This window comes from Streptomyces cellostaticus, from assembly GCF_023630175.1.
Lineage (GTDB): Bacteria > Actinomycetota > Actinomycetes > Streptomycetales > Streptomycetaceae > Streptomyces > Streptomyces cellostaticus_A.
In genome coordinates, this window is sequence record NZ_JALLIN010000005.1 from 73,370 (window position 1) to 90,035 (window position 16,666).

Here is a 16,666-nt window from a genome sequence, read left to right on the forward strand (position 1 = left end):
CGAGTGCCGCGACCGCCGCGGTGGCGACATCGTGGTCCTGTTCGGGCGTCCGCCGCCGACACCGATAGCGCCGATCAGCCGGCCGTCCCGGCGGACGGGCAGACCACCCGAAGCGGGCTCAGTGGTGCACCGGGGTCCGCTGCTCGGTGGGCACCGCCGAGGCGACCACCGTGCCCCGCGTTCCGTGGCGGCGCTCGAGGGTGGCCGAGAGCACGGCCACGGCCAGGGCGCTCGCGGCGAGGGCCGCACCGACCCAGTTGGGCGCTGTGTAGCCGAGGCCTGCCGTGATCACGAGGCCGCCGAGCCAGGCGGAGAGGGCGTTGCCCAGGTTGAAGGCACCGATGTTGACCGCCGACGCGAGCGTCGGGGCGCCGTGCGCCTGGTCGAGGACGCGCTTCTGCAGCGGCGGGACGGTCGCGAAGCCGAGGGCTCCGATCAGGGCGATGGTCGACGCGGCGGCGATCTTGTTGTGGGCCGTGAGCGTGAAGAGCGCGAGGACGACGGCCAGCGCGCCCAGGGAGACGTAGAGCATCGGCATCAGCGCGCGGTCGGCGAACTTGCCGCCGACGAGGTTGCCGCCGACCATGCCGAGGCCGAACAGCACCAGCAGCCAGGTGACCGAGCCGTCGGCGAAGCCCGCGACGTGCGTCATCATCGGCGCGATGTAGGTGATGGCCGCGAAGACCCCACCGAAGCCGAGGACGGTCATCGCCATGGCGAGCAGCACCTGGGCGTTCCTGAAGGCGCCCAACTCATGGCGCAGGTGGACGCCCTGCGGCCGCGGCAGGTCCGGCACCAGCCGCGCGATGCCCGCCAGACCGACGACGCCCAGGGCGGCGACGATGCCGAAGGTGGCGCGCCAGCCGACGTCCTGGCCGATCAGCGTCCCCAGCGGAACGCCCACGACATTGGCGACGGTCAGACCGGTGAACATCATGGCGATGGCTCCGGCCCTCTTGTCCGCGGCCACCAGTTCGGCCGCGACGACCGAGCCGATGCCGAAGAAGGCGCCATGGGCGAGGGACGCGATCACTCGTCCGATGAGCATGACCGTGAAGGCCGGAGCCGCCGCGGAGAGCAGGTTGCCGACGATGAAGAGCCCCATGAGGAGCATCAGCATCCGCTTGCGCGGCACCTTGGTGCCGAGCACGGTCATCAGCGGTGCGCCGATCACCACGCCGAGGGCGTATCCGGTCACGAGCAGGCCGGCCGTGGGGATGGACACCCCGAAGTCACCCGCGACCTCGGGCAGCAAGCCCATGATCACGAACTCGGTCGTGCCGATTCCGAAGGCCCCGATCGCGAGGGCCAGAAGCGCGAGAGGCATGTGGGGATACACCTTCCCAAATGATTGCAGGAGCACTTTGCACTCGCTCACAATAATTGCAGACGCGGGCTATATGCAAGCGCCGACTATTGCGACAGTGCTCTACCCTGGTTCCAGCCGCTCCGGGACGGAGGAAGACACCCATGACAGCGACGGACCCCGCGCTCACCGCACTCGCCCAGGGCTGGTGCGCCCTCTCCCTGCTGCACGGGAGGATCGAGGCGCACATCGAGCGCGCACTGCAGGCGAAGCACGACCTGAGCGTGCGCGAGTACTCCCTGCTCGACGTGCTCAGCCGCCAGCACGAGGGCGAGGGCGGCCATCTGCAGATGAAGCAGGTCGCCGACGCGGTCGTCCTCAGCCAGAGCGCCACCACACGACTGGTGACCCGCCTGGAGGACCGCGGTCTCCTGGAGCGCTACCTCTGCCCCACTGACCGTCGCGGCATCTACACCAACGTCACCGCGGCGGGGCTACGGCTGTTGGACGAGGCGCGCCCCACCAACGACGCCGCTCTTCGCGAAGCCCTGGACGAGGCGGCCAGGACTCCCGAACTGCTCCCGCTGGTAAAGGTCGTGGAGTCCCTGAACGTGCCCGCGTAGGGTGCCGGCATGGGAGATCTTGAGATACGCGGGGCGGCCGAATCCGACCTGCCCGCGATCGTGGCCATGCTCGCCGACGATCCACTCGGGTCCCGGCGCGAGTCGCCGGACGACCTGTCGCCGTACCTGACGGCCCTGGAGCGACTGACCGCGGACCGGAACCAGCGGATCGTCGTCGCGGTGCGTGAGACCCGTGTCGTCGGCACGCTCCAACTCACGATCGTTCCCGGCCTCTCCCGCAAGGGGGCCACCCGCTCGATCATCGAAGGCGTCCGCGTCCATGCCGACGAACGCGGCAGCGGTCTGGGATCACAGCTCATCCAGTGGGCTGTCGAGGAATCCGCGCGCCAGGGCTGCCACTTGGTGCAACTGACCTCCGACAACAGTCGCACGGAAGCCCACCGCTTCTATGAGCGCCTCGGTTTCACCGCCTCCCACGTCGGCTTCAAGCTGCAGCTGTGAAAAGGGCCGTTGGTGGGCGTTTCACGTGAAACGCCCACCAACGGCCGCGTCGTTCATTCAGTCCGCGATCCCTCGCCAGCCCGCCGGATCCACTCCGCCGGGCACCCCGGCACCCTCTTCGTAGGGCTGCCGCGTGAACACGAACGACCCGAGGTCCAGATGACTCACGGACCCGTCCGCGCGCCGCACGGCACGCAGGGCCTCTCCCGCGTAGTAGCCCTCCAGTCCGGTCCAGGTGCCGTCGCCGTTGGGCCGGAAGCGCGCGCGTCGCCCGGCGCCGGACATCGGCCCCAGGGAGACCAGGCCGTCCGCCGTCACCCGGAGGGCGAAGGCATGCGTTCCCCAGTACCACTGTCCCGCCAACTCCACCACGGCCGGGTCGACTTCACTCATCGGCCGCCAAGGTTCGGGAATCCGGGGCTCGGCGTCCGCGACGATGCCGACGAGGTCGGCGCCCACCGCTGACACCACCGGGCCGGACGTGCAGTTGGTGAGCACCACGGCGGCCACACCCTCCTCCACGCTGATGCTGAGGTTCGCGAGGAACCCCGGCAGCGAGCCGGAGTGCCCCACGATCAGCCGGCCCCCGTGCTGTTGGATCTGCATGCCGAGACCATAGGCGGCGCCGTCGACGACGTCCGAGGATTCCGCGGGGGCCGCCGGTGTGCGCATCTCCCGGACGGACTCCGCACTCAGAACCCGGTCGTCTCCCCCGGCCAGAAAGGCGGCGAAGCGCGCCAGATCGCCCGTGGTGGACCAGAGCTGCCCGGCCGGCGCCATCCGGCCCAGGTCCTCCAACGGCTCGGGCAGCAACACGTCGGCCCAGGGATGGACAGCCCAGCCGCCCGCGTGGGGCGCCCGCGGCTGCGCACTGGTACGGGTCAGCCCCAAGGGCTCCAGCACCTCCCTGCCGAGCACGTCCGTCCAGGCGGCACCGCGCAGTCGCTCGACCAGCGCGCCGAGCAGGGTGTAGCCGGGGTTGGAATAGTGGTGCCGCCGGCCCACGGGATGCAGCACCGGCCGCTCTCCCAGGACGTCGCCCAGTTCGGGACGCAGCGAACCCGGCGTCCGCTCCCACCAGGGCGCCGGCGACTCCGCCGCGAGACCACTGGTGTGCGCGAGCAGTTGGGCGATGGTCGCCTCCCCCGCGCCGGTGCCCGGCAGATGCTTCTCCAGCGGGTCGTTGAGGTCGATCATCCCCTCGTCGCGCAGCCGCAGCACCAGGACCGCGGTGAAGGTCTTGGTGATCGAGCCGATCCTGTACTGCACGTTCTCGTCCGGCGTGGACCCGTCGACCGCGGACCGCGCGCCGTGCCACACGGTCCGACCGTCCCGCACGACCGCGGCGACCAGCGAGGGTGTCCGCCCCTCGGTCTGGGCGAGGGCGATGCGGTGCAGCAACGCCCGCCGTGTGCCGGGGAGCAGTTCTTCCGGGGATGTCGTCATGCCCCCAGTTCAGCGGCTGTGCCGACGCACGTCGAGTCCATTTCGCCGGCCCCGCGGACCATGGCCGCACTCCGCGGGCACACGGTCAGGTCTGGGCCATGTCCACGAAGCGTGAGTAGTGGCCCTGGAAGGCGACCGTGATCGTCGCCGTGGGGCCGTTTCGGTGCTTGGCCACGATCAGGTCGGCCTCACCGGCGCGCGGGGACTCCTTCTCGTAGGCGTCCTCACGGTGCAGCAGGATGACCATGTCGGCGTCCTGCTCGATGGAGCCGGACTCACGCAGGTCGGAGACCATCGGCTTCTTGTCGGTGCGCTGCTCGGGGCCACGGTTCAGCTGGGAGAGCGCGATGACCGGGACCTCCAGCTCCTTGGCGAGCAGCTTGAGGTTCCGGGACATGTCCGAGACCTCCTGCTGACGGCTCTCGGCGCGCTTGGAACCGCCGGACTGCATCAGCTGGAGGTAGTCGATGACCACCAGCTTCAGGTCGTTGCGCTGCTTGAGCCGCCGGCACTTCGCGCGGATCTCCATCATGGACAGGTTCGGGGAGTCGTCGATGTAGAGCGGGGCGGCGGACACGTCCGGCATACGCCGGGCGAGCCGGGTCCAGTCCTCGTCCGTCATCGTGCCGGACCGCATGTGGTGCAGGGCCACGCGGGCCTCCGCCGACAGCAGGCGCATCGCGATCTCGTTGCGTCCCATCTCGAGAGAGAAGATGACGCTGGGGAGGTTGTTCTTGATGGAGGCGGCCCGGGCGAAGTCCAGCGCGAGAGTCGACTTACCCATGGCGGGACGGGCCGCGATCACGATCATCTGGCCCGGGTGCAGGCCGTTGGTCAGCGAGTCGAAGTCCGTGAACCCTGTGGGTACGCCGGTCATCTCACCGCTGCGCGAGCCGATCGCCTCGATCTCGTCGAGCGCGCCCTCCATGATGTCGCCCAGCGGGAGGTAGTCCTCACTGGTGCGCTGCTCGGTGACGGCGTAGATCTCTGCCTGGGCGCGGTTGACGATCTCGTCCACGTCGTCGTCCGCGGCGTATCCCATCTGCGTGATGCGGGTGCCGGCCTCGACCAGGCGGCGCAGGACCGCGCGCTCGTGCACGATCTCCGCGTAGTACTCGGCGTTCGCCGCCGTCGGCACGGTCTGCACGAGGGTGTGCAGATACGACGCTCCGCCCACCTTGTTGATCTCACCGCGCTTGGTGAGTTCGGCGGCGATGGTGATCGGGTCGGCCGGCTCGCCCTTGGCGTAGACGTCGAGGATCGCCTGGTAGATCGTCTCGTGCGCGGGCTTGTAGAAGTCGTGGCCCTTGAGGATCTCCACGACGTCGGCGATGGCGTCCTTGGACAGGAGCATGCCACCGAGGACGGACTGCTCGGCGTCCAGGTCCTGCGGCGGCAGCCGCTCGAAGGTGGAGCCCCCGCCGTCCCAGCCGCCGTTCTCGCGGCCCCGGTCGTGCTGTTCGTCACGGCTCCGGCCGCCGTCACCGCGCCGACGGGAGGCCGGCAGACGATCACTGGGCCCGGCCTCGGCCCACGGATCGTCCAAGGGCTCGGAAATGCTCACCGAGCCACCTCCTCCCGTCCGCACGGCGGACCTAGCCGTGCCCTCTGTTGTACGGCACGACACTGACAAATAAGAGGCCCAACTCCGGTTCCCACGGGTCTGTTTTGTGACGTTTCCCGGGTCGGAGGAAGGAGCGGGCGCCGGACAACGTTAGGCCTGTCGGCAGCATCAGCCAATCTGGTTATCCACAGGCCATGTGGACGACGGCCCAGATGCTGTGGAGAACTTCCCCAAACCTGTGCACGACCCGGTGGACAGCCCTGTGAACAAGCCCTCCCTGTGGTAGACGCCACCCCTTTGAACTGCACCTTTACCGTCCACCGGCTGTGTAGAAGAAAAACTTCCCCACTCGGCTCAAGATCGCTGCGGACGGTGCGCACGGCCGTGCGGCCGACGCTTCTAAGTAAGGATCAAAGGGCAATTGCATCTCTTACCTGTGGACGATTAGATTGGTGCTCATGACACAGGCTCCCGCGATCCCCAAGGCCACCCGCCGTCGGCACGACCAGGAGATCATCGCGCTGGCCGTCCCGGCGTTCGGGGCGCTGGTCGCCGAGCCCCTGTTCGTGATGGCCGACAGCGCGATCGTCGGACACCTGGGAACCGCCCAGCTCGCCGGTCTGGGGGTGGCATCGGCCCTCCTCACCACCGCAGTGAGCGTCTTCGTCTTCCTCGCCTACGCCACCACGGCCGCCGTGGCCCGGCGGGTCGGCGCCGGTGATCTCCAGGCGGCCATCCGTCAGGGCATGGACGGCGTCTGGCTGGCGCTGCTCCTCGGCGCGGCGGTCGTCGCCGCCGTCCTTCCCCTGGCCCCGGGCATCGTGGATCTGTTCGGCGCCTCCTCCACCGCGGCACCCTTCGCCACGACGTACCTGCGCATCGCCGCGCTCGGCATCCCGGCCATGCTGATCGTCCTGGCCGCCACCGGTGTCCTGCGTGGTCTGCAGGACACGAGGACGCCTCTCTACGTCGCCATCGCGGGGTTTGTCGCCAACGCCGCGCTCAACGTGGGGCTCGTCTACGGAGTCGGACTCGGCATCGCCGGATCCGCCTGGGGCACCGTGATCGCCCAGTGCGGCATGGCGCTGGCCTACTTGTTCGTGGTCGTTCGCGGGGCTCGGCGACACGGAGCCTCGCTGCGACCGGAAGCGGCCGGTATCCGGGCCTCGGCGCAGGCCGGAGCACCACTGCTCGTCCGTACCCTGTCGCTGCGGGCGATCCTCATGATCGCGACAGCCGTCGCCGCACGCCTCGGCGACGCCGACATCGCAGCCCATCAGATCATCCTGTCCCTGTGGAGTCTGCTGGCCTTCGCTCTCGACGCGATCGCCATCGCCGGGCAGGCCATCATCGGCCGCTGTCTCGGGGCGGACGATTCCGAGGGCGCACGGTTGGCCTGCCGCCGCATGGTCCAGTGGGGCATCGCCACCGGCGCCGGCCTCGGGCTGCTCGTGGTGGCCGCCCGCCCCCTGTTCCTGCCGCTGTTCACCGGCGACCCGACGGTCAAGGGCGCGGCACTGCCCGCACTGCTGTTGGTGGCCCTCTCACAGCCCATCTGCGGAGTCGTGTTCATCCTGGACGGTGTCCTGATGGGAGCTGGAGACGGCCCGTATCTGGCCGGCGCCATGGTCGTGACCCTGGCGGTCTTCGCTCCGGTGGCGCTTCTCGTTCCCGCGTTCGGCGGTGGCCTCACCGCCCTCTGGGCTGCCATGACCCTGATGATGTCGGTCCGCATGATCACCCTGTGGCTGCGGACGCGCTCGGGCCGATGGATCGTGACGGGCGCGACCCGCTGAGTGGACCAGCCGGCCCGCTTCCGCCCTGTTTCACGTGAAACCGGGCCTGCCCCGGCGGGCCGTGCCCCATGCGAAGAGGGGCCACCCCAGTGGAGTGGCCCCTCTCTCAGCCGTTCCGGCCGAGCGCGGCGTCAGGCCGCGACGACCTCGATGTTGACCTTGGCGGCAACCTCGGGGTGCAGACGCACGGACGTCTCGTGAGCGCCCAGCGTCTTGATGGGCGCGCCCAGCTCGATGCGGCGCTTGTCGACCTCGGGGCCACCGGAAGCCTTGATCGCGGAAGCGACGTCGGCCGGGGTGACGGAACCGAAGAGACGACCGGCGTCGCCGGAGCGAACGGCCAGACGAACCTTGACGCCCTCGAGCTGGGCCTTCACAGCGTTGGCCTGCTCGATGGTCTGGATCTCGTGGATCTTGCGGGCGCGGCGGATCTGCTCGACGTCCTTCTCGCCGCCCTTGGTCCAGCGGATGGCGAACCTCCGCGGGATCAGGTAGTTGCGAGCGTAACCGTCCTTGACGTCGACGACGTCGCCCGCGGCACCGAGGCCGGAAACCTCGTGGGTGAGGATGATCTTCATGAGTCGGTCACCCTTCCCTTAGCGCGCGGTGGACGTGTAGGGCAGCAGCGCCATCTCACGGCTGTTCTTGACGGCCGTGGCGACGTCACGCTGGTGCTGCGTGCAGTTGCCGGTCACGCGGCGGGCACGGATCTTGCCGCGGTCGGAAATGAACTTCCGCAGCATGTTCGTGTCCTTGTAGTCCACGTACGTGACCTTGTCCTTGCAGAAAGCGCAGACCTTCTTCTTAGGCTTGCGCACAGGCGGCTTCGCCATGGTGTTTCTCCTGTGTGATCAAGAAGTGGGAATACGAGCCCTAGAAGGGGGGCTCGTCCGAGTAGCCGCCGCCCTGGTTGCCACCGGAGCCACCGCCCCAGCCGCCGCCCTGGTTGCCACCGGCGGGAGCGCCGGTCGCCCACGGGTCGTCGGCAGGAGCGCCGCCCTGCTGACCGCCCTGCTGACCGCCGCCGGGGCTGCCGCCCCAGCCGCCGCCCTGGCCGCCGCCCTGGCCGCCACCGCCGCCGTAACCGCCCTGGCCACCGCGGGCGCCACCGGAGGTCTTGGTGACCTTCGCCGTGGCATTGCGCAGGCTGGCGCCGACTTCCTCGACGTCCAGTTCGTAGACCGTGCGCTTGACGCCCTCACGGTCCTCATAGGACCGCTGCTTCAGCCGGCCCTGCACGATGACGCGCATGCCTCGCTGGAGCGACTCGGCGACGTTCTCCGCCGCCTGGCGCCAGACCGAGCAGGTCAGGAACAGGCTCTCGCCGTCCTTCCACTCGTTCGTCTGGCGGTCGAAGGTGCGGGGAGTGGACGCGACGCGGAACTTCGCGACCGCCGCACCGGACGGGGTGAAGCGCAGCTCGGGGTCGTCGACAAGATTGCCGACGACCGTGATGACGGTCTCGCCTGCCATGGGGAACCTCTCGGCGGGTTTGCTGCTGGCTGCTTGCTGCTACTCGAACCCGAGATCAGCTGAGCGGGACGCTCAGTGGGTCTCGGGACGGAGGACCTTGGTCCGGAGGACCGACTCGTTCAGGTTCATCTGGCGGTCGAGCTCCTTGACGACCGCAGGCTCGGCCTGCAGGTCGATGACCGAGTAGATGCCCTCGGGCTTCTTCTTGATCTCGTACGAGAGACGACGACGGCCCCAGGTGTCGACCTTCTCAACCTTGCCGCCGCCATCGCGGACGACGGACAGGAAGTTCTCGATCAGCGGGGAGACAGCGCGCTCCTCGAGATCGGGGTCGAGGATGACCATCACCTCGTAGTGACGCATGTGGAACCCACCTCCTTTGGACTCAGCGGCCACGGTCGTTCCGTGGCAGGAGGGTCGTGATGCGTACGCAACGGTATCGGCCGCCACTGACAATCGAGGGGGTCCCGCTGGGGATCCCGCAGTGCGGCCGCAGATATTTCTGGCAGGCCTGGGCAGACACCGGTGCAGACGGTACAGACTACCTGCACACCGGCTTGCGGTTGAAATCCGGCGGTGGGCACCGTCAGTCTGTACACATCGGGTGTGTATGGCGCTACGGTGCGCCGCGATCCGCAGGAGGTGCCCCATGGCACAGCAGGCATTGCGACCCAACACCGCCGGATCCCTCTTCGCCACGGACGGCAGGCCCCATCCGCTCCAGGACGCCCTCATGGCGGTGACGCTGGTCCTGGGCGTGCTGGCCTTCATCACGTCCTTCTTCTCCGGTCTCCATCTGATCGCTTCCTGGGCCGGCCTCGTGGGAATCGTGATCGGGGCCTACGGCCAGTGGATCTCGGTGACGACGCGTGAACGGTTCGGCCTGATCCTGGGTCTTGGCGCCTCCGGCGTCGGCTTCATGCTCGGCATGGCGAACGGCGGACTGTTCGGCGGGCTCATCGGCTGAACCGCCGGCCCCGCCACGAACGACGCCCCGCTGAGCACACCGCTCGAACGCCCCGGCACGCGACAGGCCGGGGCGAAGGTGGTGTGCGCCCAGTCGGGGTGGTCGCACGGCGCAGTAGGCTTCGGCGCGTGAGCCGGAGCCCCTGAACCCATGGGGACACACCAGCCCGAGGAGCGCCCCGACATGAGCCTGACCCTGAGGACCATCAGCCGCGAGCAACATCTGGCGTACATCCAGAGCCTGCCGTCGGCGAGCCACATGCAGGTCCCGGCCTGGGCCGACGTCAAGGCGGAGTGGCGCTCGGAGCACCTCGGCTGGTTCGACGAGCGCACCGGCGACATGGTCGGCGCGGGCCTGGTCCTGTACCGCCAGCTGCCCAAGATCAAGCGCTACCTCGCCTATCTCCCCGAGGGCCCGGTCATCAACTGGTTCGCGCCGAACCTGGACGACTGGATCCAGCCGATGCTGGCCCATCTGAAGCAGCAGGGCGCCTTCTCCGTGAAGATGGGCCCGCCCGTGATCATCCGCCGCTGGAACGCGGAGACGATCAAGAAGGGCATCCAGAGCCAGGACGTGAAGCGCCTGCGCGACATGGAGGCCGACTTCATCGAGCCGCGCGCCTTCGAGGTGGCCGACAAGCTGCGCCGCATGGGCTGGCAGCAGGGCGAGGACGGCGGCGCCGGCTTCGGCGACGTACAGCCCCGCTACGTCTTCCAGGTGCCGCTGGCGAATCGTTCCCTGGAAGAGGTCCACAAGAACTTCAACCAGCTCTGGCGCCGCAACATCAAGAAGGCCGAGAAGGCGGGTGTCGAAGTCGTCCAGGGCGGCTACCAGGACCTCGCCGAGTGGCAGCGGCTGTACGAGATCACGGCCGTGCGCGACCACTTCCGGCCCCGCCCGCTGTCGTACTTCGAGCGCATGTGGACGGCCCTCAACACCGAGGACCCCAACCGCATGCGGCTGTACTTCGCCCGTCACAACGGCGTGAACCTGTCGGCCGCGACCATGCTGATCGTCGGCGGGCACGTCTGGTACTCCTACGGCGCCTCCGACAACATCGGCCGTGAGGTCCGGCCGTCGAACGCGATGCAGTGGCGGATGCTGCGCGACGCATACGCGCTCGGCGCCACCGTCTACGACCTGCGCGGCATCTCGGACTCGCTGGACGAGACGGACCATCTGTTCGGCCTGATCCAGTTCAAGGTCGGCACCGGCGGCCAGGCCGCCGAGTACCTCGGCGAGTGGGACTTCCCACTGAACAAGCTGCTCCACAAGGCGCTCGACATCTACATGTCGCGCCGCTGAGCGCGGGACGTTTGGTTCCATAGCCTTCACAGTTCTCCACCCCACTGACACACGGCAGCCACGAGAAAGGGTCCGGGTCCGGCCATGGCGCTCACGCTCTACGTCGACACCGCGCGCTGGCGGGCGCACCACAAGCACGTGCAGGAGCAGTTCCCGGGCCTCGTCCCGGTCTGCAAGGGCAATGGCTACGGCTTCGGACACGATCGGCTGGCCGAGGAGGCCACCCGGCTCGGCTCGGACATCCTCGCCGTCGGCACCACCTACGAGGCCGCGCGCATCAAGGACTTCTTCAGCGGGGACCTGCTGGTGCTGACGCCGTACCGGCGGGGTGAGGAACCCGTGCCGCTGCCGGACCGGGTGATCCGTTCGGTGTCGTCGGTCGACGGCGTGTACGGCCTGGTGGGCGCGCGCGTCGTCATCGAGGTGATGTCCTCGATGAAGCGGCACGGCATCAGCGAGCAGGACCTGTCCCAGCTGCACGCCGCCATAGAGAACGTCCGGCTGGAGGGCTTCGCCATCCACCTGCCGCTGGACCGCACCGACGGCTCGGACGCCGTCGAGGAGGTCATCGGCTGGATGGACCGGCTCCGCGCGGCCCGGCTGCCGCTGCACACGATGTTCGTCAGCCACCTCAAGGCGGACGAACTCGCGCGGCTGCAGCAGCAGTTCCCGCAGACCCGGTTCCGCGCCCGCATCGGCACGCGACTCTGGCTCGGGGACCACGACGCCACCGAGTACCGCGGCGCCGTCCTGGACGTCACCCGGGTGACCAAGGGCGACCGCTTCGGCTACCGGCAGCAGAAGGCGGCCTCGGACGGCTTCCTGGTGGTCGTGGCGGGCGGTACCTCGCACGGGGTGGGCCTGGAGGCCCCGAAGGCGCTGCACGGCGTCATGCCGCGCGCCAAGGGCGTCGCACGGGCCGGCCTGGCCACGGTCAACCGGAACCTGGCCCCGTTCGTCTGGGCCGGCAAGCAGCGCTGGTTCGCCGAGCCGCCGCACATGCAGGTGTCGATCCTCTTCGTGCCCTCGGACGCCCCCGAGCCGCAGGTGGGTGACGAGCTGGTGGCCCATCTGCGGCACACCACCACCCAGTTCGACCGGATCGTGGACCGCTAGGAGGACCGCTGGGCCGGAGGGCCCGAACGGCGAAGGCCGTACACGCATCGCGCGTGTACGGCCTTCTTCATGCGACCCGGGGCATGCCGCGAGGCATGTGTTCGCTCAGAGTGAACGCTCCCCGTTCGAGGGCGGCCCGGGCCTCCCCCAGTCCACCTGAGGCTCGTCGAAGTGGGCGGCATGGCGCGGCGGATGGGCCGCGGTGCCCAGCACGAAGACGTCCTCGGCACCGTCGAGCACTCCGCCCGAGGGGTCGTCGTCACCGGCCCGTCGCACCACATCCCGCTCGGGCATCAGGATGTCCCGCACCACGACGGCGCACAGGTAGAGCGTGCCGAGCAGGTGCACCGCGATCACCCAGTCGTACCCCAGCGTGGGCAGTCCCTTGTGGGCGTCCCCACTGGTCGTGTAGGCGAGGTAGAACCAGATCCCCAGAAAGTAGGCCACCTCGCAGGCCTGCCAGATGAGGAAGTCCCGCCACTTGGGCCGGGCCAGGACGGCCAGCGGCACCAGCCACAGGACGTACTGCGGGGAGTAGACCTTGTTGGTCAGGATGAATACCGCGACGATCAGGAAGGCGAGCTGGGCGAAACGCGGCCGACGCGGGGCGGTGAGCGTCAGCGCGGCGATACCCAGGGCGCACAGTGCCACCAGCACGACGGCGGCGTTGTTCACGAAGTCGGTGGAGGGCGGGTTGCTCGAGTTCTGCGCCCAGATCAGCCAGAGCGACCCGAAGTCGACGCCCCGGTCGTGGCTGAACGTGTAGAACTTCGACCACCCGTCGTACGCGAAGAGCATCACCGGCAGGTTCACCACGAGCCAGGCGACGGCCGCCCCGCCCACGGCCCGGAAGAACTCCCGCCACTTCCCGGCCCGCCAGCACAGCACCAGCAGCGGGCCGAGCAGCAGCACCGGGTACAGCTTGGCGGCGGTGGCGAGCCCCAGGAAGACCCCGAAGGCCAGTGATCGCCCCCGCGACCACATCAGCATCGCCGCGGCCGTCAGGGCCACCGCGAGCAGGTCCCAGTTGATGGTGGCGGTGAGGGCCGCGGCGGGCGCCAGGGCGACCAGCAGACCGTCCCAGGGCCGTCGGGCGTGGGTGCGGGTCACGCAGACGGCGACGACGGCCGCACACGCCATCAGCATTGCGGCGTTGACGAACCAGTACCACTGCTCCTGGTGCTGGATGCCGCCGCTGCCCGGGGTGAGCCAGGCGGCCACCTCCATGAACAAACCGGTCAGCACCGGGTACTCGAGGTAGGCCATGTCGCCCGGGAGCCGGTCGAAGTACGGCACCAGCCCGTCGGCGAATCCGCGCCCCTGATACAGGTGGGGGATGTCCGAGTAGCAGGCGTGGGTGTACTGCGAACTCGCGCCGAAGAACCACGCGCTCTGATAGCAGGGCGCCTTCTGTACCAGGCCTAGGGCGAACATGCCGATCGCGACGAGGACGATGACCCGCAGCGGGGTCCACCAGGTCGTCCCGAGCAGGGCGTGCCGGCCGATCGGGCCGCCGATCAGCTCGCTCCCGGCCTCGGCGACCTCGTCCTCACGGGTCGGCCGCACCGTCTCCGCGCCGACGGACCGTACGGGCTCGGGCTCGTGCACGCCCGCGGGCGTCATCTCTGCACTGGGCATGGGGCACATCCTGCCGTACCAGCCCGGGGACACGCCGAGGGCCGCCACACCTGGCGGGTGCGGCGGCCCCTGTTTCACGTGAAACGCGCTTGGCGGGCTGAATGACCACCAATCGGTCAGACCGGCGAGCTAGCCGTTCTGGCCCGAGAAGAGGCCTCCGTTGCCATTGCCTCTGGTGGTGCCGGTCCCGGTCGTGTCCGTGACCGTGGGCGTCGGCGTCGTTCCTCCGTCCGTTCCGCCCGTGTCCGTGCCGCCGTTGCTGCCGTTGCAGTTGTTGCCCCAGCCCCACTGGCAGGTCTCGCTGGCCGAGGGAGAGGGAGACGGGGACGTCAGGCTCGGCGACGGGCTCGGCGGTGCGCTCGGCGTCTGCCTCGGCGTGATGGTGACCGAGGGGGTCGGAGAGGGCGCACCGGCTTCGTCATGCACCTTCCCGATCCTGCTCGCGTCCGGGAAGCCGGGGTCGTTGGCGTTCTTCAGGGCGGCCTTCATGTACTCGGTCCACACCTGCGTCGGGATGTCACCACCGTGGATGGAGTCCTTGCCGGCCGTGCCGTTCATGGAGAGCAGCTTGTGGTTCTTGGGGTTCTCCCGGAACATCGCCACCGAGGTCGACAACTGCTGGGTGTAGCCGACGAACCAGGCCGACTTGTTCTTGTCGGTGGTACCGGTCTTGCCCGCCGCCGTACGGCCCAGAGCCTTGGCGTTCTGCGCCGTACCGTTCTGGATGACGTTCTGCAGGACGTCCGTGACGTTGTCGGCGATGTTCGACTCAATCGCCTGCTTGACCTTGGGCTTCTCGAAGCCGGGCTGGTCCACGCCGTCCTTCTTGACGGCGGTCACCGAGTACGGGTCCGCCTGCTTGCCGGACGCGGCGAAGGTCGCGTAGGCGTCCGCCATGCGGATCGCGCTGGGCGTGGAGGTACCGATGGCGAACGACGGGTTGAGATCCACCGACATGCTCTGGTCGAGAATGCCGGCCGAGCGGGCGACATCGCGGACGTGTGACATGCCGACATCGACGCCGAGCTGCACGAAGGGTGTGTTGATGGACTGCTCCATCGCCTTGCGCAGGGTGATGTAGCCCCACGGGTGCGGGCTCTCGTTCTTCTGGAAGAAGAACGAGTTGTCCTTGGTGAGGTAGTAGGACCCGTCCGGCTTCCTCACCTTGAGGTGGTCGTTGCCGTTGTACTTGCTCAGCGGCGAGATGCCCTCGCCATCGGAGTCGTACGTGCCGTACTGCATGGCCGCGGCCAGTACGAACGGCTTCCACGTCGAGCCGACGGGGACGCCCTGGGTGTCGGCGTTGTTCGTGAAGTGACCGTTCTCGTAGCCGTCGCCGCCGTAGAGGGCGACGATCGCACCGGTCTTGGGAACCACCGACGCCGCTCCGAACTGGACGAACTTGTCGAGTTCGCGCTTCGGGTCGAGCCGCTCCTTCTGGATCTTCTTCACGGCGGCGCTCAGGGCGTTGACCTTGTCCTTCTTGAAGGTCGTGTAGATCTGGTATCCGCCCCGGTCGAACTCCTGCTCAGAGATCTGCGAGTGGTTCAGGACGTACTTCTTCGCCGTGTCGGCCAGGTAGCTGATCTGACCGGTCATGCCCTTGGTCGCCTTGCGGTCCCGGGGCATGGGGTACTTCTTGATGGCTTCCTGGTACTGGGCGTCGGTGAGGTGCTGGTCCTTGTGCATCTCGCCGAGGATCCAGGACCACCGCTCCTCCGACCGCTTGCGGTTCGCGCTGGCCGTCGCCGCCTTGTCGAGGCTCTCGTTGCCCGCCGGGTCGTAGTACGTCGCGCCCTTGAGCAGTGTGGCGAGGAAGGCGCACTCGCTCGGCTTGAGGTCGACGGCGTCCTTGTCGTAGTAGGTCCGCGCGGCGGCCTGGATGCCGTAGGCGCCACGGCCGTAGTACGAGGTGTTGAGGTAGCCCTGGAGGATCTGGGGCTTCTTGAGCTTCGTCCCCACCTTGATGGAGATGAACATCTCCTTGAACTTGCGGGTGATGGTCTGGTCCTGGCTGAGGTACGTGTTCTTGACGTACTGCTGGGTGATCGTCGAACCACCCTGCGTCTGACCGCCGCGGGCCATGTTGGCCAGGGCGCGCGCGATACCCGTGGGGTCGACGCCGGAGTCCTGGTAGAAGCTCTTGTTCTCGGCCGAGATCACCGCGTACTGCATGGCTTCGGGGATCTTGTCGATCGTGACGTTCTGCCGGTTCACGCCCGTGCCCGTCGCGACCATCTGCGAGCCGTCGGCCCAGTAGTACACGTTGTTCTGGGATTTGGCCGCGTCGTTCTCGTTGGGGATGGCGACCATCGCGTAGCCCACGCCGACCATGGCCACAAGGCTGCCGATAAAGCCGATGAACAGGCCGGTGACGAGCTTCCAGGAGGGCACCCAGCGGTGCCATCCGTCCTTGTCGTGGCGCGGGTAGTCGACGAAGCGCTTCCTGGTGGGTGCGGCCGCGCGGCCCCTGCCGCGTCCGGGGCCGGCCTGCTCGGGGCCCCTGCGGCGGCCCCCGCCTCTCTGCGCCGCCCGGCGGGCCTCGGCACGGCCGCCGTAGGCGCGGTCCTCACCCCCTGGCCCGTAGGAGTCCGACCCCCCGTAGGAACTGGATCCATAGGAGCCGGCGGAGGACCCGGTGGCGCCTCGCGGTGCCGCGCCGTGGCCGGAGGCCGGGCCGGACTGGCCGCGTCGGGCCGCGGCACGTCCGCCTCCCTGCGGCTGCTGCGGTTTGCGACGGTGCTCGCTCATCGAACGACTACTCCTCGGGCAGGCGCACCCTTGCGCGCCTGGAAGCGGCGGCTGGTTTCCGGTCCCCCCGAAGTACGGATGTGGTCGGTTCCGCATTCACCCGTACTACTCCGGGGACGAGGACGCTCCCCAGTCGTCACACGGTTCCCGGTGATGTGCATGCCGCACAGACTACGCACCACCAAAACCCGCCGAGTCCCGAAGTTCACCCCAAATCAG

The 16,666-nt window shown here is 68.7% G+C and carries 15 protein-coding genes and 1 pseudogene; 6 read left to right on the plus strand and 10 right to left on the minus strand.

What is annotated here, in order from left to right; all coding sequences use genetic code 11:
* Window position 1: 1 nt before the first annotated feature.
* Window positions 2–111 (minus strand): annotated as a pseudogene (locus tag MXD57_RS04585) (heme-binding protein); the annotation flags it as partial.
* Window positions 112–118: 7 nt separating this feature from the next.
* Complete coding sequence (locus tag MXD57_RS04590) at window positions 119–1,327, minus strand: MFS transporter (protein ID WP_250399968.1); 1,209 nt, start codon at window positions 1,325–1,327, stop codon at window positions 119–121.
* Window positions 1,328–1,470: 143 nt separating this feature from the next.
* On the opposite strand from MXD57_RS04590, the gene MXD57_RS04595 reads away from it, so the two are divergent.
* Both MXD57_RS04595 and MXD57_RS04600 read left to right on the plus strand, forming a co-directional pair.
* Window positions 1,471–1,929: a MarR family winged helix-turn-helix transcriptional regulator gene (locus MXD57_RS04595; protein WP_250399969.1), complete on the plus strand. Its 459-nt coding sequence runs from the start codon at window positions 1,471–1,473 to the stop codon at window positions 1,927–1,929.
* Between the two features lie 9 nt (window positions 1,930–1,938).
* Window positions 1,939–2,391 carry a GNAT family N-acetyltransferase gene (locus MXD57_RS04600; protein WP_250399970.1) on the plus strand — a complete coding sequence of 151 codons (453 nt, stop codon included), beginning with the start codon at window positions 1,939–1,941 and terminating at the stop codon, window positions 2,389–2,391.
* Between the two features lie 57 nt (window positions 2,392–2,448).
* Here MXD57_RS04600 and MXD57_RS04605 read toward each other — a convergent pair whose 3' ends face one another.
* Window positions 2,449–3,837 (minus strand): serine hydrolase domain-containing protein, encoded by a 1,389-nt coding sequence (locus MXD57_RS04605; RefSeq protein ID WP_250399971.1) that lies wholly within the window; start codon window positions 3,835–3,837, stop codon window positions 2,449–2,451.
* 85 nt (window positions 3,838–3,922) lie between these two features.
* Complete coding sequence (gene dnaB, locus MXD57_RS04610) at window positions 3,923–5,401, minus strand: replicative DNA helicase (protein WP_250399972.1); 1,479 nt, start codon at window positions 5,399–5,401, stop codon at window positions 3,923–3,925.
* Between the two features lie 458 nt (window positions 5,402–5,859).
* Between dnaB and MXD57_RS04615 the strand changes: the two genes are divergently transcribed.
* Window positions 5,860–7,197 carry an MATE family efflux transporter gene (locus MXD57_RS04615; RefSeq protein ID WP_250399973.1) on the plus strand — a complete coding sequence of 446 codons (1,338 nt, stop codon included), beginning with the start codon at window positions 5,860–5,862 and terminating at the stop codon, window positions 7,195–7,197.
* Window positions 7,198–7,328: 131 nt separating this feature from the next.
* Here MXD57_RS04615 and rplI read toward each other — a convergent pair whose 3' ends face one another.
* The 4 genes from rplI to rpsF all read right to left on the minus strand — a co-directional run bounded on the left by rplI (window position 7,329) and on the right by rpsF (window position 9,033).
* Window positions 7,329–7,775: a 50S ribosomal protein L9 gene (gene rplI, locus MXD57_RS04620; protein ID WP_250399974.1), complete on the minus strand. Its 447-nt coding sequence runs from the start codon at window positions 7,773–7,775 to the stop codon at window positions 7,329–7,331.
* An 18-nt stretch (window positions 7,776–7,793) separates the two neighbouring features.
* Complete coding sequence (gene rpsR, locus MXD57_RS04625; RefSeq protein WP_003949403.1) at window positions 7,794–8,030, minus strand: 30S ribosomal protein S18; 237 nt, start codon at window positions 8,028–8,030, stop codon at window positions 7,794–7,796.
* A 40-nt stretch (window positions 8,031–8,070) separates the two neighbouring features.
* On the minus strand, window positions 8,071–8,670 hold the full coding sequence (locus tag MXD57_RS04630) for a single-stranded DNA-binding protein (RefSeq protein ID WP_250399975.1): 600 nt from the start codon (window positions 8,668–8,670) through the stop codon (window positions 8,071–8,073).
* A 72-nt stretch (window positions 8,671–8,742) separates the two neighbouring features.
* Window positions 8,743–9,033, minus strand: a complete 291-nt coding sequence (rpsF, locus tag MXD57_RS04635) for a 30S ribosomal protein S6 (RefSeq protein WP_004985983.1) — start codon at window positions 9,031–9,033, stop codon at window positions 8,743–8,745.
* Window positions 9,034–9,319: 286 nt separating this feature from the next.
* Here rpsF and MXD57_RS04640 point away from each other — a divergent pair, with 286 nt between their 5' ends.
* From MXD57_RS04640 to MXD57_RS04650, 3 genes are all read left to right on the plus strand, one after another.
* Window positions 9,320–9,637 carry a hypothetical protein gene (locus MXD57_RS04640; RefSeq protein ID WP_250399976.1) on the plus strand — a complete coding sequence of 106 codons (318 nt, stop codon included), beginning with the start codon at window positions 9,320–9,322 and terminating at the stop codon, window positions 9,635–9,637.
* Between the two features lie 183 nt (window positions 9,638–9,820).
* Entirely contained in the window at window positions 9,821–10,942 is a 1,122-nt protein-coding gene (locus tag MXD57_RS04645; RefSeq protein ID WP_250399977.1) for a lipid II:glycine glycyltransferase FemX, read from the plus strand.
* Window positions 10,943–11,026: 84 nt separating this feature from the next.
* Entirely contained in the window at window positions 11,027–12,058 is a 1,032-nt protein-coding gene (locus MXD57_RS04650) for an alanine racemase (protein WP_250399978.1), read from the plus strand.
* A 105-nt stretch (window positions 12,059–12,163) separates the two neighbouring features.
* Here MXD57_RS04650 and MXD57_RS04655 read toward each other — a convergent pair whose 3' ends face one another.
* Together MXD57_RS04655 and MXD57_RS04660 are read right to left on the minus strand one after the other, a co-directional pair.
* On the minus strand, window positions 12,164–13,696 hold the full coding sequence (locus MXD57_RS04655; protein ID WP_250399979.1) for a glycosyltransferase family 87 protein: 1,533 nt from the start codon (window positions 13,694–13,696) through the stop codon (window positions 12,164–12,166).
* Between the two features lie 129 nt (window positions 13,697–13,825).
* Entirely contained in the window at window positions 13,826–16,447 is a 2,622-nt protein-coding gene (locus MXD57_RS04660) for a transglycosylase domain-containing protein (RefSeq protein ID WP_250399980.1), read from the minus strand.
* Between the last annotated feature and the right edge of the window lie 219 nt (window positions 16,448–16,666).

Coding starts and splice junctions, on each gene's coding strand:
- MXD57_RS04590 (WP_250399968.1), bottom strand. CDS start 1,327: ATGCCTCTCGCGCTTCTGGCCCTCGCGATCGGGGCCTTCGGAATCGGC.
- MXD57_RS04595 (WP_250399969.1), top strand. CDS start 1,471: ATGACAGCGACGGACCCCGCGCTCACCGCACTCGCCCAGGGCTGGTGC.
- MXD57_RS04600 (WP_250399970.1), top strand. CDS start 1,939: ATGGGAGATCTTGAGATACGCGGGGCGGCCGAATCCGACCTGCCCGCG.
- MXD57_RS04605 (WP_250399971.1), bottom strand. CDS start 3,837: ATGACGACATCCCCGGAAGAACTGCTCCCCGGCACACGGCGGGCGTTG.
- MXD57_RS04615 (WP_250399973.1), top strand. CDS start 5,860: ATGACACAGGCTCCCGCGATCCCCAAGGCCACCCGCCGTCGGCACGAC.
- rplI (WP_250399974.1), bottom strand. CDS start 7,775: ATGAAGATCATCCTCACCCACGAGGTTTCCGGCCTCGGTGCCGCGGGC.
- rpsR (WP_003949403.1), bottom strand. CDS start 8,030: ATGGCGAAGCCGCCTGTGCGCAAGCCTAAGAAGAAGGTCTGCGCTTTC.
- MXD57_RS04630 (WP_250399975.1), bottom strand. CDS start 8,670: ATGGCAGGCGAGACCGTCATCACGGTCGTCGGCAATCTTGTCGACGAC.
- rpsF (WP_004985983.1), bottom strand. CDS start 9,033: ATGCGTCACTACGAGGTGATGGTCATCCTCGACCCCGATCTCGAGGAG.
- MXD57_RS04640 (WP_250399976.1), top strand. CDS start 9,320: ATGGCACAGCAGGCATTGCGACCCAACACCGCCGGATCCCTCTTCGCC.
- MXD57_RS04645 (WP_250399977.1), top strand. CDS start 9,821: ATGAGCCTGACCCTGAGGACCATCAGCCGCGAGCAACATCTGGCGTAC.
- MXD57_RS04650 (WP_250399978.1), top strand. CDS start 11,027: ATGGCGCTCACGCTCTACGTCGACACCGCGCGCTGGCGGGCGCACCAC.
- MXD57_RS04655 (WP_250399979.1), bottom strand. CDS start 13,696: ATGCCCAGTGCAGAGATGACGCCCGCGGGCGTGCACGAGCCCGAGCCC.
- MXD57_RS04660 (WP_250399980.1), bottom strand. CDS start 16,447: ATGAGCGAGCACCGTCGCAAACCGCAGCAGCCGCAGGGAGGCGGACGT.